Raw genomic sequence first — 24,247 nt, forward strand, 5'->3', positions numbered from 1 at the left:
ACATTTGTCGAGCACTGGAGCGTCAGGTGTCGCCTGCTGTTGGTACGCTTTCAGGATGCAACAGGACGTCGAGCAAATCGTTGAACGCGTGGCGCTAAAGCTCGGCCGCGGCCTCTCCTTGGAAGACCTCGACGGCGTTCTCCTCGCCTACAGTTCCAACCAGTCGCACGCCGACCGCGTCCGCGTTAATTTCCTGCTCAGCAAGCGTGTCCCCAGCGACGTCAGCGCGTGGCAGCTCTCGCATGGCATCGCAACCGCGGTGCGTCCCGTCGTCGTGCCTGCCAATAGCGAGCTGGGCATGCTGGGCCGGGTATGCGTGCCACTTCTGGTCCGCGGTTTCCGTGTGGGGTATCTGTGGGTGCAGCTGGACGTCGAAGAACAGAGTGCGACGGCGATACTTGCCGAACTGCCCGGCGTGCGAGACGAACTGGACCTGTTGGCAGGATTGTTGCTGGATTCAAACACTGCGGAATCGGAGTTCAGGCGGCGGCGTGAGCAGGAATTCCTGGCGGCGTGCGGCGGGGAATCCAACGCCGTGGCCGCCGTAGCTGGCTGGAAGGAAATCCAAGGGCGCGGGCCATGGCAACTCGTCACTGTGCTGGACGCGGACGGCGGCGGGTCCGACGTCGATCCCATCGCCGCTACTTTGACGCATCGCTCGGCGGCGCTGCAGTCGACGATTGGCGTCAACGCTGCGTTGTTCAGCGCCGGAACGGAAACGCACGCCGTGGTCCTGTTCCGGGAATCAGGTGGCCGTGCGGACCATGCGCAGGTCTTGGTGCATTACCAATTGGAGCTGGCGAAACGCGCGGGACGGACCGTGGACCGCGTGATTTTGGGCATCAGCGAGCCATTCCAAGTGATCCGGCAGCTCGCGGGAGCATACCGCCAGTCGAAGCTCGCGGCGCAGGCGGCGGCAGTAGATCCGCCGCTGGGGGAGCTCGTGGACAGCCGTTCCGTGGGGGTCTATCAATTGTTCGAAAGGTTGCAGGCACCGGGAGGCTGGGACGACGCCGGCTCGGTGCACTATCGTGCGCTGGAAGACCATGACCGCAACGGTGAATTGCTCCCGGTGCTGGAGCTGCTCTACGACAATGACGGCTCCGTGCAGGACGTTGCTGCCAAACTCCACCTCCACCGGAGCAGCATCTACAACCGGCTGGGCAGGATCCGGCAACTCATCGGTGCTGACCCGTTGAGCGGTGCCATCCGGCTCGAGTTGCACGCGGCGTTGAAGGCGCGGCGCTGGGCAACGCGGCCGCGGATTTGATGCTGGATCAGGCCAGGCTCAGCGCCCGAACGGCTTCATCCGGCGGCAACCCCATCGACTGGAGCGGCGACGGACCAAGGAAGTCCGGCTGCCGCTGCAGTACCGGCCATGCCACCCCACGTGAGTGGTGGTTCGGGGCATGCGGGTGCTCACCTGAGGACCTCGTTGGCAGCGTCCAGAAGTCCCTCGAGATCCACTGAAGACTGGGGTGTGGTTGCGCTCGGGCTACCCGTCGGCTTCGGTTTCCTGGCGGCATCGGTTTCCGTCGGCGAAGGGGTTGGCGTGCCGGTGGGCGTCGGGGTCGATGTGACCGTGTCGCTGGGGACCGGGCTGGGCGCCGGAGTTGTCGCAACGGGAACCGGTGTGGTGACGCCCGGTACGGGAGTGACGGCAGACGGCGCAGCTGACGGGACCCAGACCGGGTCCGCGAGCGAAACTTGAGGCGTCGGAACGGACGACGACGTCACTGCAGCATGTGCCTCCTGCGTGGTTTGCGTCGGGTCGGCCAGAGCTTGGCCCGCGGTAGCGCTGGGGCTGGAGGAAGATGACGCCGATGCGCTGGGGGAGACGCTGGCCGCAGTGGACGGAACCTCGGACTCGCCGGAACTGCTGTCCTTGGCCTGCGGGGTCTGTGTTTCCTGGCCGAAGAACGGCAATTCCAGGGCTTGGCCGAGCGAACCGGCAGTCAGAACCAGGCCCAGGGCTCCGGCGACAACTGCCATCCGCTGGCTTACGGCGCGAACGGTTGCGGCTTTCTTCAGAACGGCCAAGGGCTCCCGGCTGAACGGCGAAGCAGCAAAGGACGCCGCGCCAAAGCCGGCCTTGGTGGCCGCTGATTGCGAGGTGGCTGATTGCGAGGTCACTTGTGCAGCTGCCCTCCGAGTAGGCATCTCGGCTGCCTGGGGCTGCTCCGGCGCATTCGGCTCATCGGACTCCCGGCTCGCGAGTGCGGCGGCGGCAGTCGCGGCCGCAGCAACCTGCGCGGGTGAAGTGGCCCGGGCCGGAGACGGTGTGGCAGGTGCCGAGACCGTCGGGATGGCCGCCGTGGCCGGCTCTGCCGCAGGTGCCATCACTGGGATCGCGGTCGTCGCGGGTTCGGAAACGCGGTCCTCCTCAGCAGCAGGAGCCACAGCGGGAATTTCCGTAGTGACCGGCTGCGGAGTCGGCGTCTGCTCTTCGGCGGCCTTGACGATGGGGATGGCCGCCGTCGCGGGTTCGGCTGGTGCGCTGGGCTCGGGGTCAATCACCGCCCGTGCGATGCGCTCACGTTCGGCGGCGCGTGCGGCCGCGCGCGTGGTGGGGGCCGCGATGGTGGGCGTGGCCTCAGTGGCGGGTTCCGGCGTCGTACTTGTCTGTTCCGGAGCAGGTGTGTCCGGAGTAGATGTGGAGGTGACGGCTGCGCTGAATTCGGCGCGGCGGCGTCCGGTTGGCTTGGTGCGCTCGCTGGCCACTTGGGCGCGGCGCGGCTGATCCATGGATGCGGACATGGTGGTTTGCCTCTCAACGCCTTCGAGGTTAGCTGTCGGGTTCGGACGAGGCCGTCCGGCCGCACATGGCGGCTTCACCCCGAGGGCCTGTGGAGATGCAGGCCCGGGAACTCTGGGTCCCCCGTCTCTGCCGCGGGTCTGGCGGAACTCCGGGATGCGGCAGAGCTCGGCGTCATCCCGGAAACGGCCCAGTTGGGGTTGGGTCGCTCTTCGACGTTACAGGAGGCCGCCGTCAAAGTCACGTTTACGTAACGGGCGGGAGGCCTGTCGGAGCGTGTGGCGCTGAGGACCTAGGCTACGGGGTTCGTGCGGGATCTGGGACTCTGGCCAAGATATCCAACGCCAAGACTAGCTTCGGCGTGCACCGGCAGGTAGACATTGTCGTATGGACCTGCCAGTGATGCCGCCGATCTCGCCCATGCTCGCCAAGTCTGTTCCCTCAATCCCTGATGTTGGTCACCATGAGCCCAAGTGGGACGGCTTCAGGACCATCGTCTTCAAGGACGGTGACGAGATCATCCTGGGTAGCCGCAACGAGAAGCCGATGACCCGTTACTTCCCTGAACTCGTGGAGGCGCTCCGGAGGAACCTGCCGGACAAATGCGTGATCGACGGCGAAATTGTCCTGATCGCGGACAACAGGCTGGACTTCGAAGGGCTTCAGCAGCGCATTCATCCCGCCGACAGCCGTGTCCGAATGCTTGCGGAGAAAACGCCGTCCTCCATGATCGCCTTCGACCTCCTTGCCTTGGGAGATCAGAACCTCATGGACAGGCCGTTTTCGGAGCGCCGTGCCACCTTGGAGCGTGCCCTCGCCAAGGCGGAGCCGCCCGTATATGTGACGCCCGCAGTAGCGGATCTTGATAAGGCGCAGGAGTGGTTCGTGCAACTGGAGGGCGCCGGGCTGGATGGCGTGCTGTCCAAACCCTTGGACGGGACGTATCAGCCCAATAAGCGCGTGATGTTCAAGACCAAGCACGAGCGCACGGCGGATTGCGTGGTGTCGGGATTCCGGTGGCACAAGACTGCCCAGGTTGTGGGCTCGATGCTGCTCGGTCTTTATGACGATGGCGGTCGACTGCAGCATGTGGGGGTGGTGGCGTCTTTCCCAATGGCCCGCAGGGAGAGTCTCGTGGCCGAACTGGAGCCGTACCACATCGAGCTCAGCGAACATCCCTGGGGTCAGTGGGCCAACCAGTCAGAAGCGACAACTGCCGGGTCCCGAATGCCGGGGGCGCAGAGCAGGTGGAGCGGCGGCAAAGATTTCTCCTTTGTACCGCTGCGTCCAGAGCTCGTCATCGAGGTCGCCTACGACTATATGGAAGGCGACAGGTTCAGGCACACCACGCAATTCCGTCGGTGGCGGCCGGACCGTACCCCGGAAAGCTGCACCTACTCCCAGCTTGAGGAACCTGTGGACTACGACCTTGGTGAGATCCTGCGGTTGCCATAGTCCCTGGCATGCTTCGTTGCTGCTCCGCTTTTCAGTTGCTTCCCCGCTCTTCAGTTGTTGGCCAGCGGCGTCGTAGCGGGTGAGCAACTGCCTACCGGTCAGCCGTCTTCGAGCTCCGGCTCTTCATCACTCCAGTCGTCGGCCGGGGGTGCTGGTTCAAGGAGTTCGACGTCGGGCTCAACCTCCATATCGGCCTCATCGAGGCTCGAATCAGGGATTTTGTCGGGTTCCCCGGGGTCCCCGGGTTCAACTGGTGGCTCAGTCATGTGCCCAAGGTAGTCCGGAGGGCCGGCAGGGAACAGTGGCTACGGGTGCGCTCTGGATAACGAAGGAGAGGCTAATCCCGCTTTGCGTCGTCCGACTCGGCAGGGTCGGACGTGGTTCCTGAGGCGTCGGGTGCGCCAGCGGCGTCGGCTGCGCTCCGGCGTCGTGCGATTTTCGATTCCGTCCACATGGCTACGGCGACGAACACGACGCACGCGAACATAAAGGTGGCTACGAAGTTCAATCCCATGGCATTACCCAAGGGTGCGGCAAGGGCCATTGCGGCCAGCCCGGCCACGATATGCCACCCTTTGAAATTGCCCACCAAACAAGCGTAACCCCGGCGTTTAGAGGCACTGGCCTGTTGACCGGGATCGTTGCTTGATCCTTATCACTCCGACGCTTTTAGCCGGTTGTGACGTCATCTCCGGCATTGCCTTCGTCCCCGGCTTCGGCCTGCTTCGGCTTCTGCGTTTCAAGCCACGCCATGATCGCAGCCTGGCGGATTCTCCGATGCGTTCCGCGGTATTCCACTGGGATTTCGCCGCGGTCTGTCATGTTGCGCAGGTAAGTGTGCGAGATCCCCGCGAGTTCCGCGGCCTGCGACGTCGTGAGCATTTCCTCGACGCTGCTGACCGTCACCGTTTCGCCCCGGCTCAGCCTTGCCAGAAGATCGACGACGGCGTCCCTCGCCTGATCGGGCAGGCGGTGGACCGTGCCGTCAACAAAGACCGTGATGTCGTTGCTGTCCTGGAGGGAACGCGAGAGATTCCGGGCGTCGTCGGCGGGGAGGCCGGCCGTGACGCGGGGAGCTATCAATGCCATGGCAGAAGCCTAGCGTGCCCCCTCTCGCCGGCCAGCGTGGTTCGCCCGTTTCGGGGGCTTGCTGCGCAGAGTGCCGTGCGCACGGCCTGGTCTGCAGCCAGTCGTCGAAACGGGCGGGAGTGGCGGAAAAGAAACCCGTTGACAGGAAGCAGGTAACGCGCGTAACCTGAGTCACACGTTCCAAGTAACGCGCGTTACCGACTCAGTGTTACCAACTTCCGCATTACCAACTCCCGCATTACCAACACCGACCCACCCGGAGCATTCAATGGCGAAAAGCACCCCACCCAACCAAGCCGCGGCTGTGCGGCAGCGGGGTGTCACCATGAATGACGTCGCCAAGCACGCCGGCGTCTCCCGGACCGCAGTCTCGTTTGTGCTGAGCAACCGCGAAAACGCCAGCATCTCCGAGGAAACCCGCAACCGCATCAATGACGCTGTCCAGGTGTTGGGCTACCGCCCGAACGCCGGAGCACGTGCGCTGGCAGCCCAGCGCAGTGATTGGTACGGGATTGTCACCGAGATCGTCACGGCACCGTTCGCCGTCGACATCATCAAAGGTGCCCAGGACCAGGCCTGGCTTGACCGCCGGTTCCTGCTCATCGCGCCCTCCGACCAGGCCGATGCCGTAGGACCCAACCAGGGCTTGGAAGATGCCGCCATTGAAAAGCTGCTGGAACAACGGGTGGAAGGCCTTCTCTACGCAGCCACGTACCACCGCGGTGTGCACGTGCCGGAAAGCGCCAACGAGGTGCCAACGGTGCTGATCAACTGCTTCGACGCGGACGGGAAGCTGCCCTCGATCGTCCCCGACGAGCGTGCGGGTGGCCGGGTGGCCGTCGAGCGCTTGCTTGAAGCCGGCCATACGCGAATAGGAATCATCAACCTGGATCCGGACATTCCCGCAGCAGTTGGACGTTTGGAGGGTGCCCGCGAAGCACTCGCCGGCGCCGGACTGGAACTGGACCCGGAGCTTGTGGTGTCCGGGTACGCGACGGCGGACGGCGGCTACGAAGCAGCGTGCGAAATCCTGGACCGCTATCCGGAAAAGGACAGGCCAACCGCGCTGTTCTGCCTCAACGACCGCATGGCGATGGGCGCGTATGACGCCATCAAAGAACGGGGACTGACCATCCCCGGAGACGTCGCTGTGATCGGCTTCGACAACCAGGAGCTGATTGCGGCGTACCTCAGGCCAAAGCTGACCACCGTTGCCTTGCCGTTCCAAAAAATGGGAGCCCTGGGAGTCCAGACGCTCGCCGCTCTTACAGCAGGACAGCCGATCCTTGCCGACCAGCAATTGGTCGACTGTCCGCTGCTAGAACGCTCTTCGGTCTGACCGCGAAATCAACCTCGAAGAGCAAACCCCTTACCCACCCCTTCACCTTGGACGATGAAGATAGGAAAGAGATAACCATCATGACACAACCCCGATTCCTGAGGTCTGCCCGCATCACGGCGGCCGGACTGGCGGTGGGCGCGATGCTGCTGACCGGCTGTGCCGCCACCGTCAACAAGCCCGCCGGCACAGACGCCGCAGCAAACGCGAGCGCGTTCCTCACCATCCCGCGTGAGGACATGGGCACGTTCGTGCAGAACTTCAACCCGTTCGCGCCCACCGTCAACCCGATGGTCCAGCAGTCCATCTACGAGTCGTTGCTGATCTTCAACCCGGCCAAGGGAGACACGGTGCCGTGGCTCGCCACGGAGTGGAAGGCCGCCGAAGATGGCAAGTCCATCACCTTCACCCTGCGCGACGGCGTGAAGTGGTCCGACGGCCAGCCTTTCGTGGCTGACGACGTCGCCTATACCTTCGAACTGCAGAAGAAGATCAAGGGTGGCTACGACTACCTGGACACGGTGACCGCCGAAGGAACCAACAAGGTCACGTTCAACTTCAACAAGCCGTGGTCCCCGGCCCTTTACGACGTCGGACAGCTCACCATCCTGCCCAAGCACGTTTGGTCCGCGCTTGCCGACCCGGAAAAGGACGCCAACGCCAAGCCCGTGGGCACGGGACCGTACACCGAGGTGGACAGCTTCCAGGCCCAGTCCTTCGTGCTGAAGAAGAACCCGAACTACTGGCAGCCGGAAAAGCAGAAGATCGCCGGCATCAAGATGCTCGCTTTTGCAGGGAACGACGGCGCCAACCTCGCCGCCGCTAACGGCGACGTGGACTGGGCTCCGCAGTACATCCCCAACATCGAAAAGACGTTCGTTTCCAAGGACAAGGAACACCGCCAGTACTGGTTCCCGGCGACGGGCGCCATGATCAACTGGCAGCTCAACACCACCAAGGCTCCGTTCAACGATGTTGACGTCCGCAAGGCCCTGAGCATGGCCGTTGACCGCGATCAGGTCACCAAGATCGGCATGAGCGGCTACGCCAAGCCCGCCGATTGCACCGGCCTCTCGGGCAACTACGAAACCTGGAAGAACTCCAGCGTCAAGGACAACTGCACGTGGACCAAGCTGGACGTCCAGAAAGCCAACGAGCTCCTGGACAAGGCCGGGTACGCCAAGGGCGCGGACGGCAAGCGCACGCTCAAGGACGGGTCCCCGTTCGAGTTCAAGATCTCTGTTGGCGCTTCGTCCTCCGACTGGCTGTCCGTGGCCAACGTGATCTCCCAGAACCTGGCCGAGGTTGGCGTCACGGCCAAGGTGGACTCCCCGGACTGGGCTGCCGTTGTAGCCGGCTACGAGACCGGTGACTTCGACTCCGGCATCGTCTGGAGCGCCAACGACCCCAGCCCGTACAAGTACTTCAACACCTCCATGGGCACCGCAACCGTGAAGCCGGTGGGCACCAAGACGTTCGACAACTACCACCGCTTCGGAGACGCCAAGGCTGACGCCCTGCTGGCCGACTTCGCCGCGGAGGCCGATGAGTCCAAGCAGAAGGACATTGCCAACAAGCTCCAGGAAGAGTACAACGACGTCGCACCACTGGTGCCGCTGTTCTCCGGCCCGGAATGGGGCGCCTTCAATGACACCCGCTTCACCGGCTGGCCCACCGAGGGCAACCCGTACGCAACCCTGTCGGTCCGCGCACCCACTACGGTGTTGGTGCTGACCACGCTGGAACCGCGCAAGTAATCCCCACCGCCGCCCTACCCTGGCTGCGCTTCGGCCAGGGAACCCGGGCGGCGTGGGCCCAGCGCCTGACACTGCACACCCGGCGGCGCCTCGCGTCGTTGAAGGATAAGTCCGCCGGGCGTGCCCCCAAACTTTCCGCAATTCCCGAATGGAGGGAAACCGTGCGCTTCATCCTGCGCCGCCTGGGTTTCTACCTGATCGCCTTCTGGGCGTCCATCACCCTGAATTTCCTGCTCCCGCGCTTCATGCCCGGCGACCCCGTCTCCCGCATGTTCGCCCGCTCCCAGGACAGAATGCAGCCCGAACAGATCGAAGCCCTGCGCAAGCTGCTCGGCGTGGACGATCGGCCCATTTGGGAGCAATACATCGACTACCTGCACAATATGCTCACCGGTCAGATGGGCGTCTCCATCTCCCGCTTCCCCACGCCGGTCACCGAGGTCATCTCGTCCCAGATCGGCTGGACGCTCCTGCTGGGCGGGACCGCGCTGGTGATTGCCGCCGTCGTGGGTAACCTGCTGGGCATCCTGGCCGCTTGGCGGCGCGGCGGCGCGATCGACTCCGCGCTGCCGCCGCTGCTGGTGTTCATTGGTTCGTTCCCGTACTTCTGGCTCGCGATGGGCGCGCTGTACCTGTTTGGCGTGGTGCTGGGGTGGTTCCCCATCCGGCACGCGTTCACGGACGGTTTGGAGCCCGGGTTCACGTGGGAGTTCATCGGCGACGTCGGTGCGCACCTGGTGCTGCCGGCGCTGACCATCGTGCTGGTCTCGATCGGCGGCTGGATGCTCGGCATGCGCAACACCATGATCGCCACGAACTCCGAGGACTACATCACCATGGCCGAGGCCAAGGGTCTCCGGCCAGGCCGCATCATGCTCCGCTACGCAGCCCGGAACGCCATGCTCCCGTCCGTGACGAGTTTCGGCATGGGACTGGGATTCGTGGTGGGTGGTGCTCTGCTCACCGAAGTGGTGTTCGCGTATCCCGGCGTTGGCTACCAGCTCCTCAACGCCGTCCAAGGCCTTGATTACCCGCTGATGCAGGGCCTGTTCCTGACCATCACCGCCGCCGTGCTGCTGGCGAACTTCCTGGTGGACATCCTGTACGTCCGCCTCGACCCGCGCGTGCGCAGCAACTAGAGGGACTGATCATGACGACTTTCATCGAACAAGCGACGACGGCGGCAACCGCACCCGAGCCGGGTGGTGGCGTCGAGCGTTCGCGCAAACCGCGACGCAAGCCCAACCGCAGTTTCGTCCACGGACTTATTACCAACAAGAAGGCCTTGGTGGGCATGGCCGTGATGCTGGTGTTCATCGCACTGGCCCTGCTGGCACCCGTGCTGTTTCCCGGAGACCCGTCGCGCATCACCGGGATGGCATCGCTGGAACCCTCCCCGGAGCATTGGCTGGGCACCACGGCTAAAGGTCAGGACGTGCTGGCCCTGACGGTCCACGGTTCCCGGAGTTCCTTGTTCGTTGGGCTAACGGTCGGCTTCGCGTCCACGTTCATCGGCATCCTGGTGGGTCTGGCCTCAGCGTACTTCGGCAAGTTCATTGACGAAGCCCTGTCCCTGGTCACCAACGTGTTCCTGCTCCTGCCCGGCCTGCCGCTCCTGGTCATCCTGGCCGCATTCCTGCCACCGGGCCTTGGCACCGTCATCCTGGTCCTCGTGGTCACGGGATGGGCCGGTTCGGCACGTGTGCTGCGCTCGCAGGCACTGTCCATCCGTTCCAAGGACTTCGTGGCCGCGGCCGTGGTGTCCGGTGAACGCGCGGGCCGGATTATGTTCCGCGAGATCCTGCCGAACATGGCCTCAATTGTCATGGGGACTTTGCTGGCCTGCGTGATCTACGGAATCGGCGCGCAGGCCGGCCTGGAGTTCCTAGGCCTCGGTGACGTCAGCACGGTCTCGTGGGGCAACAACCTTTTCTGGGCCGGCAATGAGGGCGCCCTGCTGACCGGGAGTTGGTGGGTGTTCGTGCCCTCCGGTGTCTGCATTGCGCTGGTCGCTTTCGCCTTGGCACTCATCAACTACGCAGTGGACGAGGTCACGAATCCGCGGTTGCGGAAGATCAAGACACCCAAGACCCCTGCAACTTCCAAGAACCCTGAAAGGAGCGCAGCGAAATGACCGTTTCCCAAGTCTCGTTTGGCTCCCACGAGCCCGTCCTGGAGGTCAAGAACCTCACCGTAAAGTACGTGGGGGACACCCGCTCCACCACCGCCGTCGACCGTGTTTCGTTCAGTATCGGCACCGGTGAGGTGTTCGGGCTGGCGGGTGAATCGGGCTGCGGCAAGTCCACAATCGCCAACTCGATCATGCGCCTTCTGAAGGATCCCGCGAAGATCGCCGGCGGCAGCATTTCCTTTGGCGGCCGGGATGTCCTGGCCATGAGCCCAGAGGAACTACGGCGTTTCCGGTGGCAGGACGTGGCCATGGTGTTCCAGTCGGCCATGAATTCGCTGAATCCGGTGCTGACCATCGGCGAGCAGATCGTGGACATCTTCACCACCCATGCCGGCTACTCGCGCAAGGAATCCCTGCGTCGAGCGGGCGAGTTGCTGGAGCTCGTGAGGATCGACCCCGCGCGGCTCAAGTCCTATCCGCACCAGCTCTCCGGTGGCATGCGGCAGCGGGCCGTGATTGCCATGGCCGTGGCGCTCAAGCCGTCGCTGCTGATCCTGGACGAACCCACCACCGCGCTGGATGTGGTGGTGCAGCAGGAAATCATGGCGCAGATCAAGGAACTCCAGCGCGAGCTCGGCTTCTCCGTCCTCTTCATTACGCACGACATGTCCCTCATGGTGGAACTCTCGCACCGCATGGCTGTCATGTATGGCGGCCGGATCGTCGAAACCGCCAAGGCACAGGACGTCTACGCCAACCCGCGCCACCCGTACACCCAGGCACTCATGGGCGCGTTCCCGCCACTTACCGGGCCTCGGGTTCCGCTCACAGGACTGCCCGACGGCGTGAAGTTCCGGAACATCCCGGACCTCACCGAAGTGGCGCCCGGGCACCTCGTGGCACCGTTTGATGCTTCGGCTGACTCCCTTGCCTCGCCCGATCCCTCCGCTGTTGCCGGCGGTCCCGCGCTTCTGGAAGGAGCGGCACGATGAGCCACTCTGTACTGTCCGCCCCGTTCGAAGGTTCAGCGCGCCGAGCCGCTGATTCCCCGACGCCCGCCCTTGAGATCCGTGGGCTGGGTAAGTCCTTTCCCATCGGCGGGCTGTTCTCCCGACAATCGGTCCGGGCGCTCCATGGCGTGGACCTGACCATTGGCCGTGGTGAAATCGTCGCCCTCGTGGGGGAGTCCGGTTCCGGCAAGAGCACCTTGGCCCGCTGCGTTGCCCGGCTGGAAAAGCCGAGTTCCGGGGAGATCCTGATTGACGGCGTGGACGTCCTCAAACGCGACCGCTTCCAAGCCTCACGTGCCTTCCGGTCACAGCTGCAGATGGTCTTCCAGGATCCGTTCGGGTCCCTGAATCCGGCCCACAGGATCGAGCATTTCCTGCGGCGCTCGTTGGCGATCCATGGCAAGGGTGGTTCTTCCGAGGACGAGACCCAGCGGCGCCTTGAGGAACTGATGACCACCGTGGGCCTGCAGGCCGACATGCTCAACTCCTACCCGCACGAGCTCTCGGGTGGGCAGCGTCAGCGCGTCGCGATCGCCCGTGCGCTCGCCGTGGAGCCACAGGTCATCCTCGCCGACGAGCCGACGTCCATGCTGGATGTCTCGGTGCGGATCGGCGTGCTGAACCTAATGCGCAAGCTCCGCGATGAGCAAGGCATCTCCATGCTCTACATCACGCACGACCTCGCCTCTGCACGCTACTTGGCGGACCGGACAGCGGTGATGTTTGCCGGCGAACTTGTGGAGGAAGGGGAGTCGCTTGACCTGCTGGCCAACCCGGCCCACCCCTACACGCAGCTGCTGGTGTCAGCCGTTCCGGACCCCGCCCGCGCGGGCTCGTACGATCCCGTTCGCCGCGCTGGACTGCGGCAGGCCGTCATGGCTTCCACTGGCTGCGCTTTCGACGGCGATCCCCACCAGGCCTGCTCCGCTTCCGAACCTGTGCGCCATCAGGTGGGCGATCCCGCGAACCGCCACTGGGTGCGCTGCCACCTTTACCGGCCGCGGGCTGGAGCGGGCGGACATGCGCTGGCGACTGAACCCACTCAACCCGGCCGTCCGGCGTCGAACGCCACGGAGCCGAGCACACACAAGAAGGCTTCCGCATGACTGAACTGACCCACCCGCTCGCCACCGTTCCGCGTGACGAGCTGGTTGCCCGCGCCGAGGCCGACCCCCTCCGGCCGCGCTTTCACTTCGTTTCCCCGGCCGGTTGGCTCAACGATCCCAACGGCGTGAGCCAGTGGAACGGCACCTACCACCTCTTCTACCAGTACAACCCGGAGGGAGCCTTCCACCACCGCATCCAATGGGGCCACGCCACCAGCACAGACCTGGTCTCCTGGACGGACCAGCCGGTGGCCTTGGAACCGTCCGCGGGTCCGGACGCCGACGGCTGCTGGTCAGGCGTATTGGTGAACGACGGCGGTACGCCCACCCTGGTCTATTCGGGGCGGCTCGATGAGCGCGAGTTGCCGTGCGTGGCCGTGGGATCTTCCGATCTCCTGAGCTGGACCAAGCTGCCTGAAAACCCGGTCATCGCAGCCCCTCCGGCGGGGGTGGACATCACCGCGTACCGGGACCACTGCGTGTGGCGCGAGGGTTCAAAGTGGCGGCAACTGGTGGGCTCCGGCATTCGTGGGCGCGGCGGGACAGCGTTCCTCTACGAATCCGAGGACCTGCGCTCGTGGGACTACATCGGGCCTTTGTTCATTGGCGATGCCTCCCAAGGCGATCCCGCAGATACCGACTGGACCGGAACCATGTGGGAATGCGTGGACATGTTCAGGGCGGGCGGAGGTTCGTTGGGCTCGACCACCGGGCTTTCTGCGGACGCCGATCCTGACGTACTGGTCTTCTCAGCGTGGAACGACGGCGACACCCGCCACCCGCTGTACTGGACCGGACGCTACTCCGGAGACTCCTTTGCGCCCAAGGCTTTGCACCGGCTCGACTATGGCGGGCGGTTCTTCTACGCCCCTCAATCGTTCGAGGACGAATCGGGCCGGCGCATCATGTTCGGCTGGATGCAGGAAGGCCGCAGTGACGCCGCCATGGTGGAGGCCGGATGGTCGGGTGTGATGAGCCTGCCGCGCGTCTCGACCTTGGCCGACGACGGAACGCTCGTGTTCGCCCCTGTCCCCGAGGTAGCGAAGCTTCGGCGGGATCACGTCAGTGTGCCGGGCCGTGTGCTGGTGGGGGCCGGGGTTCCTGTGGAAACGGGAGTGCGCGGCAAACAGCTGGACCTTGAACTGGACGTTCAGCTGGCGCCGGGTGCCGTGCTGCGGTTGGGTGTGCTCGGTTCGTCGGACGGGGCTGGGGCGGATGCCGGCGCTGGGGCGGATGCCGGCGTTGAGCCGGGCCGTCCAAGCGCCGAGGAAACAGTCATCGAGCTGAGCTGTGATGCGGAAATCCACCATGCAGGCAGCCTCCGGTTGGACCGAACCCGTAGCAGCCTGGACCCGGACGTGGATGTGGAGGACAAGTCCGGCCCCCTCCCGATGCCCGACGGACGCGTGCGCCTGCGCGTCCTGGTGGACCGGTCCGCCGTCGAGATTTTCGCCAATGGCAAGCCCCTCACGGCTCGCGTGTACCCAACGCTGGGCGGGGAGCGCGTGACACTCTCGGCAGCTGAGGGAACCGTCCGCCTGCTGACCTTCGATGCCTGGACCATGGCCGACATCCAAGGAGGTGCCCGCACCCTCTTCCCCTGACCCTTTCTCACATCCTCACGCTTTTTTCCCGTCCCTCTCTCACATCCCGGGCGTTTTCCACGGACCCTCTTTCACATCCCGGGTCCTTTCGGCGAACGCTCTCTCATCCCGAGATCAAAGGCGATCTGAATGCACAAGAGAATAGTTGCCGGCCTTACGGCCGCAGTCCTTGGTGTTGGTTTCGCGGGAACGGGGGTCACTGCTCCGGCGGTGGCCCTCGACCCCGCGCCCATCACCCTCAACAGCACCACCAGCCCCATCCCGGACGCCGTTGGCGTCAGCGGCGCCTGGACCCGGACAGCACAAGGCGGGTACACCGGCGTCGCGCCTTCCGGTCAAAATGCGGCGGCTGTCAGCGAGCAGGTCGTGGCGGGAACCGCCCGCTACACGGCCTCCGTGAAGGTCGACGCCGGGAGTCCCTACGGTGTGGGGGCGCTCGTCTTTCGTGCGACTCCCGACGCCGGTGCGGGGTACGCGGCCACGATCGACCCGAACCTGGACAGGGTGCGCCTGTTCGATCTGGCGACGGGCGAGGACATCGTGACCCCGGCGCCACTGGCCCTCAACACTGGCCAGTCTTACAGCGTGGACGTCCACGTGGACGGGCCGCGGATCTACATTGCAGTGGACGGCGTCTCCAGGATTGACGCTACGGATCACCGCTACGAGTCGGGGCGCGTGGGCTTGCACGCATTCAACGGAACGGTGGTGTTCGGTACGCCCGGCGTTCGGACCGTTGATGCGAACATCAACGGTTGGACCGTCACCGCGAATGGCTGGCAAGCGACAGCCACCGGATTCCGCGGTGTTGCCCCTGCGAACACCAATATCCGAGCCGTGGCCACAGGTCAGTTGCCCACAGACGTCGACCTTTCCACAGATGTTCAGGTCACGTCACAATACGGCGTGGGCACAGTGTTGTTCAGGACCGATGTACCCGGCACCTCCGGTTACGCCGCAGAAGTGGATCCCAACGCGGGACGGTTGCGGCTGTTCCGGGTCTCGGATAACGCCACCCTTGGCACGTTCGCCACGGCCATTACGCTCAGCAAGGTCTACCGCCTTCGCGTCACAGCGCTCGGAAGCCAATTGGCGGTGTACTGGCAGACCGACTTCCTGGACCCCAACGGCGCCACACCTGCCATCACAGCTACCGATTCCACCTACCCGTCAGGGCACGTGGGCGTTGGCTCGTACAACGGCACTGCCGTGTTCCAGAGCCTGACCCTGCGCGGTCTGGAAACGTCGCTTCAGGGTTGGCGCTCTCCTGCAGGCTCCTGGGAGCCCGATGCCAAGGGACTCCGCGGTTTCGGGGCGAGTGGCACTGCGCTGAGGTACGTTCCGGCGGTGGCGTCCGACGTCGTTGCCTCCTTGGACCTGACCGTCACCTCACCCGCCACGGCCTCAGTGGTTGCCCGCAGCGGTGCCGACGGCAGCGGCGGCGTGGAACTGAGGATCGACCCCGGGGCGGGAACTGCGAAGCTCTACAATCGTGCAAGCTCGGCGCTGCTGCACTCCGGAAACCTTCCCTCCACAAGTTTCCAAGCCGGCCAGCTCAACCGTGTCCAGCTCACCGTAAAGGGAACCGAGGCCTCCGTCCTGATTAATGGCACGCCTGTGCTAAATGGTTCGATTCCGGCAGCTTCAGGCACTGGATTCGCCTTGCTGGCAACCGGAACAGCCTGGTTCCAGAGTGTCCGCGCGGACAGTGTGGACCAGTACATGAATGGCCTCCATCAGCCGGGCTACCACTACAGCCAGAACTCCGGGAACAGCTCCGACCCCAATGGCCTGGTCTATTTCGCCGGCGAGTACCACCTGTTCCACCAGGACCGCGGGCGCTGGGCACACGCGGTCAGCTCGGATCTGCTCCACTGGAAGCAGCTGCCCATCGCCTTGCCGCACATGGCAGCGGGAGAGTCGTGGTCCGGTTCGGCCGTGGTGGATGCCTCCGACTCGAGTGGTCTTTTCGACGGCGGCTCCGGCCTCATTGCCTACTACACGAGCTTCAATCACGACGCCTGGAACGGAAACCAGTCAGTCCGTGCGGCCTACAGCAAGGACCAAGGCCGCACGTGGCAGACGGTACAGGCCGCTCCCGTGGTGGAGAACCCGGGCGGTCCCGACGGCGGCTGGGACTTCCGCGACCCCAAGGTCACCTGGGATGCGGGGTCCAGCAAGTGGGTCATGGTGGTGGCCGCCGGAGACCACATCCGCTTCTACTCGTCCACAGACCTCCTCCATTGGACGTTCGCGAGCACGTTCGGTTACGGCGACTGGATTCGTGGAGGTGTCTGGGAATGCCCGGACTTCTTCGAGATGCCTGTGGAGGGACAGTCCGGTGTGAAGCGCTGGGTGCTGTGGTGGAGTACTGGCGCCGTCCGGTCCACCAACGGTTCGGCCGCGCAATACGTGACAGGTACGTGGAATGGCACCACGTTCACGCCGGACACTGCTGCGTCCGAGGTGCTCCAGGCCGATCATGGCAGGGACTACTACGCGGCCATGAGCTTCTTCGGCGCGCCCGATGGAAGGCGCATCATGATCGGCTGGATGAGCAACTGGGACTACGCGTTCAGTCCGCCCACGGGCCGATGGAACGGCCAGCTGTCCATTCCGCGCGAGCTCAAGCTCGTTGATGTTGCCGGCGCGGGACTCCGCCTGACACAGGCTCCCGTTGTGGAGGAAGAGTCACTGCGGACCTCAACCTGGCAGGCGTCGGACGTGACCGTCGCGCCGACCTCCGCCAATGCGCTCGCCGGCGCTTCCGGGCGCTCGTTCGAGCTTGAGGCCGAGGTAGGGATTCCTTCGTCCGGAGGGGCATCGTCGTTCGCCTTCGGCTTACGGAAGGGGACTGGCTCTACCGGCGCCCAGGAGACGCGGGTGTTGTACGACGCCGGAGCTGCCGCCGTCACGGTGGACCGCGGCAGCTCGGGTCGGGAGGACTTCACCCGGTACTTCGCGGGCACTGGCGCGGACAATTCCTCGGCGCCATGGAGCTCCACCGTGGTGGGTTCCGAGCGCCGCGTGAGGCTCCGGATACTGGTAGACGCGTCCTCTGTTGAAGTGTTTGGTGGCGATGGCACGGCCGCCGTCACCTCACTGATCTTCCCGGACCCGTCCTCCACAGGGTTGTCCTTCACAACAACCGGCGGGAATGCCCGGCTGGTGTCCGTCAAAGTACACCAGCTCGGCGACACTGTCCGCCTGACTACTGCGCCGCCGTCGAACGTTCTGCCTCCGGCAAGCGGCACGGCGCGCCATAACCTGGGCAGCTACTCCGTGGTCCCGGGCGGTCAGTGGGAGAGCACGGGTGCAGGCCTGGCCGGCACGTTCGACAAGGATTCGACGGCCATGAGCGCGGCCGCGTTCACCAACGTGAGGGTGCAGGCAACAGTGCGGTTCGGCGGCGAACCGTTCAACGGCGAACTCCTCAACCGGGACCTTGCCCCTGAAAAGGGCTACGGCGGTGCCGGCTCGGTATTGCTCAGATCCTCGGCTGATGGCTCCACCGCGTACTACGTGAACCTGGACCCTAACTTGAGGGTGGTACGGGTGTTCTCGCTGATCAACGGCGTGTTTACCGTGATGGCGAGCGTGCCGGCGGCCCTGAGCCATGGAGTGGGCTACGCCGTGGATGCCGCAGTGGACGGAGACAGGATCACGGTGTCCGTGGATGGGACCCAGCTGATTGACGTCACTGACTCGGCACTGGCCTCCGGCAAAGTGGGCGTCAACGTGTTTGACGGCCGCGCCGCGTACCAGGACGTGGTGGTGACAGCCCTGCCGTAGCTAGTCGAGTCCGTTTCGATGGCTTGCTGCGAACTGTGCCGTGCGCTCGGCCTGATCCGCAGCGAGCCATCGAAACGGAGACGGGGCTACACCGCGTCCAGATCCGTCTCCAGCAACGCCACGAGTGCGTCCAGCGCAGCATCGGCTCCTTCGCCCTCGGCCCGCAGCACAACGACGTCCCCCTTCGCGGCGCCGAGCGTCATAAGCGAAAGGATGCTGGCGGCGTCGAGCGCGTCATCGGCCGGGTCCCCCTGCATGGCGATGGTGACCTCAACGGGTTGCTCGGAAGCTGCCTCGGCAAACAACGCGGCGGGCCGGGCGTGCAGGCCGGAGCGGCTGGCGATGGTGGCTGTGCGTTCGGGCATGGGTTTCTCCTGACGGTAGAACGAAAACGGAACTAGAGGCCGAGCTCTTCGAGCACGGGGAGCTTGGCACGGACCCAGTCGCGGGCCTCGGTAGCACTGGGAGCAGACAGGGCGAGCCGGGCGAGCTCTTGCGCCTGCTCCAGGGTGACGGTTTTCAGGACGGTCCCGACGGCGGCCAACGAGCGCGCGGTCATGGACAGCGTGGTCACGCCGAGCCCGGTCAGTACGACGGCGAGGGCCGGGTCCGCGGCCGCCTCACCACAGACTCCCACGGGTTTGTTGGTGCCGTCCCGGCCCGATCCTTCCAGCACGGAGCCCTCCACGGTGAGCTGAACGAGCCGAAGGACCGCGGGCTGCCAAGGCGTGTTGAGTTCCGCGAGGGGCCCGAGTTGGCGGTCGGCGGCCATGGCGTACTGGGTGAGGTCATTGGTTCCAAGGGATGCAAACCCTACTTCCCCCAGTACGGAGGCTGCGGTCAAAGCTGCAGAAGGAACCTCAACCATCACGCCAGAGGTCTTAATTCCGGCGGCCGCACAGAGCGAGGCAAAGCGGGCAGCTTCGGCGGCGGTGGAGATCATAGGGGCCATGACCCAGACGTCTGCTTCTGATTCCGAGGCCGCGCGGGCGATCGCTTCGAGCTGCCGCTCCAAAACGCCCGGAGTGGTGAAGTCGGTGCGGTAGCCGCGAACGCCCAGCGCCGGGTTGGGTTCGGTGGCGTCCGTGAGGAAAGGGAGGGGCTTGTCCGCACCGGCATCGAGGGTGCGCAGGACCACTTTTTTGCCGGGGAACGCGTCGAACACGGCCTTGTACGCGGCGGCTTGCTCGTCCACCGAGGGCTCCGTGTCGCGCTCCAGGAAGCAGAACTCAGTGCGGAACAGGCCAACGCCTTGCGCCCCGAGGCCGGCAGCCGTTACGGCATCCTTGGCTCCACCCACGTTGGCGAGGAGCGGCACCAAGTGGCCATCCGCCGTCGTGCCGTTGCCGTCGAAAACGGCGAGTGTTGCGGACGTTTCGGCCCATGCGGTCGCGGCAGCGCGCTGCTCTTCGGAGGGGTCGACGGCGACGAAACCAGCTGCACCGTCCACGAAAATCTCAGTGCCGTCCAGAATCGAATCAACACCGTGGGCGGCAACGACGGCGGGCAGGCCGAGCGAGCGGGCTATGATCGCCGTGTGCGACTGCGGTCCGCCGCCAGAGGTCACCAACGCCAGCACCGAAGCGGGATCCAGCGTGGCGGTATCGGCGGGGGCGAGGTCCTCGGCGACCAGGATGAAGGGCGTGTCCGAGGCAGGGATGCCCGGTGCGGGGACGCCGCGCAGTTCGGCCACGATGCGGGCGCGGACATCCAGGACGTCGGTGGCGCGCTCAGCCATATACCCGCCAAGATTGTGCAGCATTTCCGAAACGGAGGCGCCGGCTTCCCAGATGGCCCGTTCCGCGGAAGACCCATTGTTGATGAGCTTGGCCGCCGATTTGATCAGCATGGTGTCCTTGGCCATGAGTGCCGTGGCCTCCAGGACAGCCTTGCCGTCGCCGGATGCACTGTCCGCACGCCCCTTGAGTTCGTCGTGGACGGCCTGGGCCGCGGTTTTCAAACCTGCGACGGCGTCTTCCGGGGTGGTGTCCGCGGCGAGGCGCTCTCCCGACGGCGGTTCACTCACCGGCTTGGGCATCTGACGGACGGAACCAATGATGCGCCCAGGGCTTACCCCTACTCCTTGGAAATTCTGCACTGAATCCTCTGTTCCTGCTGGTTGGTTCAGATCCTCCGGCGACGGCACCGCGGGGTCTGGAAAATTCTGTTGTGATCCACTTCATATAGCAACGCTATAGGTGCTAGGGTAGCGGTTATGAGTTTCGATGACCAGCTTCCGCCCAAAATTCGGTTGCTCCGTGCAGCTGCTGAATTGTTGGCGAATTCGGAGGGGTCAGCGGTCTCTACGCGCCAGATCACCAAGCTTGCCGGGGTCACGGCGCCCACGCTCTACCACCACTTTGGCGACAAAGAAGGACTGTTCGACGCCGTTGTATCAGCCGGCTTTGAAGAGTACGTGGCGGGTGAGCGGGATTTTGCACCGTCCGGGGAGCCTCTGGAAGACGTCCGGCGGATGTGGGACAACCACGTCCAGTTCGGGCTGAGCCAACCCCATCTGTACTTGGTGATGTTCGGAAACATCCGGCCGGAAAGCCGCCCAGCAATCGTGGCCGATGCTGAAGCACTTCTGGAGGAAATGCTGAACAAGGCCGCCATCGCCGGTCAGATCAACGTGCCGCCCCGCGAAGCGGCACGCAGCATCCTCGCGGCCAACGTGGGTGTCACACTCATGCTCATCGCTGACCCGGTGGAAGATCGGAACCTCGAGCTCTCAACGATGACCCGGGATTCCATGATTTTCGCCGTCTCCACGGAAACCGCCCGTGGCGCCGCAGCGGAGGACTCCGGTAAGTCCTCGGTTGTTGTTGCGGCAATCGCCCTGAATGCGGCACTGCAGGCCTCGCATTCGGACCAACTTTCCAGCTCTGAATTGAAGCTCTTCCTTGAGTGGCTTCACCGTATTTCCAGCAGCTCCTAAGGCTGTTCTCTCTCGATCTATATCGACTGACCCCGCGCCGCCGCGGGACACACGTTAGGAATTCACATGGCAACAGAGACCGTTGCGAAGCCCCGCACCAGCCTGCGCGTTGGCGTCCAAAAGTTCGGAACATTCCTGTCCGGCATGATCATGCCCAACATCGGCGCCTTTATCGCCTGGGGCCTCATCACAGCCCTGTTCATCAAAGTAGGCTGGATTCCGGTCGCGGAACTGGGCGGTTTCGGCACCAATGCCGAGGGAGTTCCCAACGTGGGCATCGTTGGCCCCATGGTGAAATACCTCCTTCCGATCCTGATTGCCTATACCGGTGGCCGGATGGTGTATGACGTCCGCGGAGGCGTGGTGGGCGCCATCGCCACCATGGGTGTCATTGCCGGTACCGATTCGCCAATGTTTATCGGCGCCATGATTATGGGTCCGCTCGGCGCCTGGACCATGAAGCAGCTTGATCGTCTTTGGGACGGCAAGATCCGCCCCGGCTTCGAGATGCTGGTGAACAACTTCTCCGCCGGCATCTGGGGCGCAGCGTTGGCATTGGGTGGCTTCTACGGACTTTCCTGGGTTGTCCAGCGCTTCACCGAAGGCGCGGGGGCCGTTGTCGGGTTCCTGGTCAACAACGGACTGCTGCCGCTGACGAGCATCTTCATCGAGCCTGCCAAGGTCCTCTTCCTCAACAACGCCATCAACCACGGCGTGCTGACTCCTCTGGGCATCCAGCAATCGCTGGAGCAAGGCAAGTCCATCCTGTTCCTGCTCGAAGCCAACCCTGGCCCGGGTATGGGTATCTTGCTCGCTTACATGTTCTTCGGCCGTGGAGCAGCAAAGGCTTCCGCGCCGGGCGCAGCGATCATCCACTTCTTCGGTGGCATCCACGAGATCTACTTCCCGTACGTCCTGATGAAGCCCATCCTGATCATCGCTGCCATCGGTGGCGGCATGACGGGCATCGCAACCCTGGCCATCACCAACTCCGGCCTCGTGGCTCCGGCCGCGCCTGGATCCATCATTGCCGTGATCGCCCAGACCTCCCGTGACAGCTACATCGGCGTGATCCTGGCCGTAGTCCTGGCAACCACTGTTTCCTTCCTGATCGCCTCGCTGATCCTGCGCACCTCCAAGAACAAGGGCGAGGACGATCTCAGCGCCGCCACGTCCAGGATGGAAGCAATGAAGGGCAAGAAGAGCTCGGTCTCCTCGGCCCTGGTTGGCGATCGTGGAGGCCGCAGCGACGTTGCCGTGCTGACCCGGCCGGTCCAGAACATCGTGTTCGCATGCGACGCCGGCATGGGCTCCAGCGCCATGGGCGCCTCGGTGCTGCGCAACAAGATCAAGGCAGCCGGCTTCCCGGACGTCAAGGTGACCAACTCTGCAATCGCCAACCTGAGCGATACTTACGATGTTGTGATCACGCATCAGGACCTCACGGAACGCGCCCAGCCGAAGACATCCAGCGCGGTGCACTATTCCGTGGATAACTTCATGAACAGCCCCAAGTACGACGAGATCGTGGAGCTGGTCAAAACGAGCAACACCGAAGGTCCGGCAGCTGCCCATCCAACCGGCGCAGCAGAAGCAGCAGCAGCCGCCACTCACGGTGCGCATGCCGCTGAGCCGGCGGCCGCCGTCGTCGAAGGTAAAGGTGTCCTGCTCGCTGAAAGCGTGGTCCTCAACGGAACTGCGCGTGACCGCGATTCCGCGATCGACGAGGCAGGAAAGCTCCTGTTGGACCGCGGCGCCGTGGATGTCAGCTATGTCCACGCCATGCACGAACGCGAGGAATCCGTGTCCACCTACATGGGCAGCTTCCTGGCGATCCCGCACGGCACCAACGCCGCCAAGGACCACATCATGCACTCGGCTGTGTCAATCGTCCGTTACCCGGAAGGCATCGACTGGGGCGGCAAGCAAGTGAAGTTCGTGGTCGGCGTGGCCGGCATCAACAACGAACACCTCCACATCCTCTCCTCCATCGCCAAGATCTTCACCAACAAGGCCCAGGTGGCCGAGTTGGAGCAGGCAACCACGGTTGAGGAAGTCCTGGAGCTGTTCGGAAAGGTCAATGCATAGTGAAGGCAGTCCATTTTGGGGCAGGCAACATCGGACGCGGATTTGTGGGGCTGCTGCTTCACGAGGCCGGCTATGACGTGGTGTTCGCGGATGTTGCGGACGCCCTGATCAGCCAGCTTGCCGGCGCTTCTTCTTACGAGGTCCATGAGGTGGGCGAGAACCCCGCAGTGAAGACCGTCACCGGTTTCCGCGCGCTGAACTCCGGGACCCAGGAAGCCGCCGTTGTGGAGGAGATCTCGACGGCGGACGTGGTCACCACCGCTGTGGGGCCGCACATCCTGAAGTTCGTGGCGCCGGTGATCGCACGCGGTCTGGCCGCGCGGCCCGTGGACTTGCCGCCCCTGCAGGTGATGGCGTGCGAGAACGCCATCAACGCCACGGACCTCCTGCACGTGGAGGTCCGGGCGGCCTGGGACGATTCCGCGGGCGACCTCGACGCCGTCGCTGTCTTCGCCAACACTGCCGTGGACCGCATCGTTCCCAACCAGGCGCCGGGCCAAGGCCTGGACGTCACGGTGGAGACGTTCTATGAGTGGGTCATCGACCGCACTCCGTTTGGCGAGCGTGTGCCGAACATCCCGGGTGCGACGTTCGTGGACGAGCTGGGCCCCTACATCGAGCGCAAGCTGTTCACCGTGAATACCGGTCACGCTTCGGCAGCGTACTTCGGTTACGCGGCAGGGCTCGAAAAGATCTCCGACTCCATGGCCGATCCTGCTGTGGCCGCGAAGGTCCGGGCCGTGTTGGAGGAGACCAAGGAACTGCTCGTGGCCAAGCACGGCTTCGTGGAGGCCGAACAGGAAGCCTACGTGCAGAAGATCCTGTCCCGCTTCACCAACCCGCACCTTCCCGATACCGTGAACCGAGTGGGTCGTGCGCCCTTGCGGAAGCTCGGCCGGCACGAACGGTTCGTTGGTCCCGCGGCTGAGCTCGCCGAGCGTGGCGTGACCCCTGTTGCACTGCTCGAAGCCATGTCTGCGGCCCTTCGTTTCGACGACGGTGCCGACGACGAAGCCGTGGAACTCGCAAACATGCTGTCCGAGATGGACGCAGCCGCCGCCGTCGAACGCATCACCGACCTGCCGCCGACGCACCCGCTCTTCCCGGCGCTGCAGAAGCTCGTGGAGGACCGCAAGGCCGAGGTCTAGGCCCTCTCTCACAAATGGCTGACGGCGAAGGCGGG

At 64.5% G+C, this 24,247-nt stretch carries 19 protein-coding genes and 1 riboswitch; of the genes, 13 read left to right on the forward strand and 6 right to left on the reverse strand.

Annotation, left to right across the window (positions count from 1 at the left end; all coding sequences use genetic code 11):
* Nucleotides 1-55 precede the first annotated feature (55 nt).
* Entirely contained in the window at nt 56-1,270 is a 1,215-nt protein-coding gene (locus tag ACIQC5_RS17755) for a PucR family transcriptional regulator (RefSeq protein WP_400285262.1), read from the forward strand.
* A gap of 149 nt (nt 1,271-1,419) precedes the next feature.
* Here ACIQC5_RS17755 and ACIQC5_RS17760 read toward each other — a convergent pair whose 3' ends face one another.
* The gene (locus ACIQC5_RS17760; protein WP_400285265.1) at nt 1,420-2,757 is read right to left on the reverse strand and encodes a hypothetical protein; all 1,338 of its coding nucleotides are present in this window, start codon (nt 2,755-2,757) and stop codon (nt 1,420-1,422) included.
* A 5-nt stretch (nt 2,758-2,762) separates the two neighbouring features.
* Nucleotides 2,763-2,911, reverse strand: a riboswitch (cyclic di-AMP (ydaO/yuaA leader).
* A gap of 231 nt (nt 2,912-3,142) precedes the next feature.
* Between ACIQC5_RS17760 and ACIQC5_RS17765 the strand changes: the two genes are divergently transcribed.
* Nucleotides 3,143-4,210 (forward strand): ATP-dependent DNA ligase, encoded by a 1,068-nt coding sequence (locus ACIQC5_RS17765; protein WP_400285268.1) that lies wholly within the window; start codon nt 3,143-3,145, stop codon nt 4,208-4,210.
* A 98-nt stretch (nt 4,211-4,308) separates the two neighbouring features.
* On the opposite strand, the gene ACIQC5_RS17770 is transcribed toward ACIQC5_RS17765, so the two are convergent.
* From ACIQC5_RS17770 to ACIQC5_RS17780, 3 genes are all read right to left on the reverse strand, one after another.
* Entirely contained in the window at nt 4,309-4,476 is a 168-nt protein-coding gene (locus ACIQC5_RS17770) for a hypothetical protein (RefSeq protein WP_400285271.1), read from the reverse strand.
* Nucleotides 4,477-4,547: 71 nt separating this feature from the next.
* The gene (locus ACIQC5_RS17775; protein ID WP_400285274.1) at nt 4,548-4,799 is read right to left on the reverse strand and encodes a hypothetical protein; all 252 of its coding nucleotides are present in this window, start codon (nt 4,797-4,799) and stop codon (nt 4,548-4,550) included.
* An 80-nt stretch (nt 4,800-4,879) separates the two neighbouring features.
* The gene (locus ACIQC5_RS17780; protein ID WP_400285277.1) at nt 4,880-5,299 is read right to left on the reverse strand and encodes a helix-turn-helix domain-containing protein; all 420 of its coding nucleotides are present in this window, start codon (nt 5,297-5,299) and stop codon (nt 4,880-4,882) included.
* 268 nt (nt 5,300-5,567) lie between these two features.
* Here ACIQC5_RS17780 and ACIQC5_RS17785 point away from each other — a divergent pair, with 268 nt between their 5' ends.
* The 8 genes from ACIQC5_RS17785 (at nt 5,568) to ACIQC5_RS17820 (ending at nt 18,038) form a co-directional block, all read left to right on the forward strand.
* Nucleotides 5,568-6,638, forward strand: a complete 1,071-nt coding sequence (locus tag ACIQC5_RS17785; RefSeq protein ID WP_400285280.1) for a LacI family DNA-binding transcriptional regulator — start codon at nt 5,568-5,570, stop codon at nt 6,636-6,638.
* Nucleotides 6,639-6,718: 80 nt separating this feature from the next.
* The gene (locus ACIQC5_RS17790) at nt 6,719-8,395 is read left to right on the forward strand and encodes an ABC transporter substrate-binding protein (RefSeq protein ID WP_400285283.1); all 1,677 of its coding nucleotides are present in this window, start codon (nt 6,719-6,721) and stop codon (nt 8,393-8,395) included.
* A 161-nt stretch (nt 8,396-8,556) separates the two neighbouring features.
* Nucleotides 8,557-9,534: an ABC transporter permease gene (locus ACIQC5_RS17795; RefSeq protein WP_400285286.1), complete on the forward strand. Its 978-nt coding sequence runs from the start codon at nt 8,557-8,559 to the stop codon at nt 9,532-9,534.
* A gap of 11 nt (nt 9,535-9,545) precedes the next feature.
* Complete coding sequence (locus tag ACIQC5_RS17800; RefSeq protein ID WP_400285289.1) at nt 9,546-10,529, forward strand: ABC transporter permease; 984 nt, start codon at nt 9,546-9,548, stop codon at nt 10,527-10,529.
* A complete protein-coding gene (locus tag ACIQC5_RS17805) occupies nt 10,526-11,518 on the forward strand; it encodes an ABC transporter ATP-binding protein (protein ID WP_400285292.1) in 993 nt (330 codons plus the stop codon). The genes ACIQC5_RS17800 and ACIQC5_RS17805 overlap by 4 nt, the downstream gene beginning before the upstream one ends.
* Entirely contained in the window at nt 11,515-12,642 is a 1,128-nt protein-coding gene (locus ACIQC5_RS17810) for an ATP-binding cassette domain-containing protein (RefSeq protein WP_400285294.1), read from the forward strand. Before ACIQC5_RS17805 ends, ACIQC5_RS17810 begins: the two co-directional genes overlap by 4 nt.
* Nucleotides 12,639-14,246: a glycoside hydrolase family 32 protein gene (locus ACIQC5_RS17815; protein ID WP_400285297.1), complete on the forward strand. Its 1,608-nt coding sequence runs from the start codon at nt 12,639-12,641 to the stop codon at nt 14,244-14,246. Before ACIQC5_RS17810 ends, ACIQC5_RS17815 begins: the two co-directional genes overlap by 4 nt.
* Before the next feature lie 129 nt (nt 14,247-14,375).
* The gene (locus tag ACIQC5_RS17820; protein ID WP_400285300.1) at nt 14,376-18,038 is read left to right on the forward strand and encodes a GH32 C-terminal domain-containing protein; all 3,663 of its coding nucleotides are present in this window, start codon (nt 14,376-14,378) and stop codon (nt 18,036-18,038) included.
* Between the two features lie 86 nt (nt 18,039-18,124).
* On the opposite strand, the gene ACIQC5_RS17825 is transcribed toward ACIQC5_RS17820, so the two are convergent.
* Together ACIQC5_RS17825 and ptsP are read right to left on the reverse strand one after the other, a co-directional pair.
* Nucleotides 18,125-18,403 (reverse strand): HPr family phosphocarrier protein, encoded by a 279-nt coding sequence (locus ACIQC5_RS17825; protein ID WP_400285302.1) that lies wholly within the window; start codon nt 18,401-18,403, stop codon nt 18,125-18,127.
* Nucleotides 18,404-18,435: 32 nt separating this feature from the next.
* Complete coding sequence (ptsP, locus tag ACIQC5_RS17830; RefSeq protein ID WP_400285305.1) at nt 18,436-20,136, reverse strand: phosphoenolpyruvate--protein phosphotransferase; 1,701 nt, start codon at nt 20,134-20,136, stop codon at nt 18,436-18,438.
* 117 nt (nt 20,137-20,253) lie between these two features.
* On the opposite strand from ptsP, the gene ACIQC5_RS17835 reads away from it, so the two are divergent.
* The 3 genes from ACIQC5_RS17835 to ACIQC5_RS17845 all read left to right on the forward strand — a co-directional run bounded on the left by ACIQC5_RS17835 (nt 20,254) and on the right by ACIQC5_RS17845 (nt 24,212).
* Nucleotides 20,254-20,976, forward strand: a complete 723-nt coding sequence (locus tag ACIQC5_RS17835; RefSeq protein WP_400285308.1) for a TetR/AcrR family transcriptional regulator — start codon at nt 20,254-20,256, stop codon at nt 20,974-20,976.
* Nucleotides 20,977-21,042: 66 nt separating this feature from the next.
* The gene (locus ACIQC5_RS17840; protein WP_400285311.1) at nt 21,043-23,064 is read left to right on the forward strand and encodes a PTS mannitol transporter subunit IICBA; all 2,022 of its coding nucleotides are present in this window, start codon (nt 21,043-21,045) and stop codon (nt 23,062-23,064) included.
* On the forward strand, nt 23,064-24,212 hold the full coding sequence (locus tag ACIQC5_RS17845; RefSeq protein WP_400285313.1) for a mannitol-1-phosphate 5-dehydrogenase: 1,149 nt from the start codon (nt 23,064-23,066) through the stop codon (nt 24,210-24,212). Before ACIQC5_RS17840 ends, ACIQC5_RS17845 begins: the two co-directional genes overlap by 1 nt.
* The last annotated feature ends 35 nt before the right edge of the window (nt 24,213-24,247 follow it).

Source organism: Paenarthrobacter sp. NPDC092416 (assembly GCF_044755025.1).
Taxonomy (GTDB): domain Bacteria; phylum Actinomycetota; class Actinomycetes; order Actinomycetales; family Micrococcaceae; genus Arthrobacter.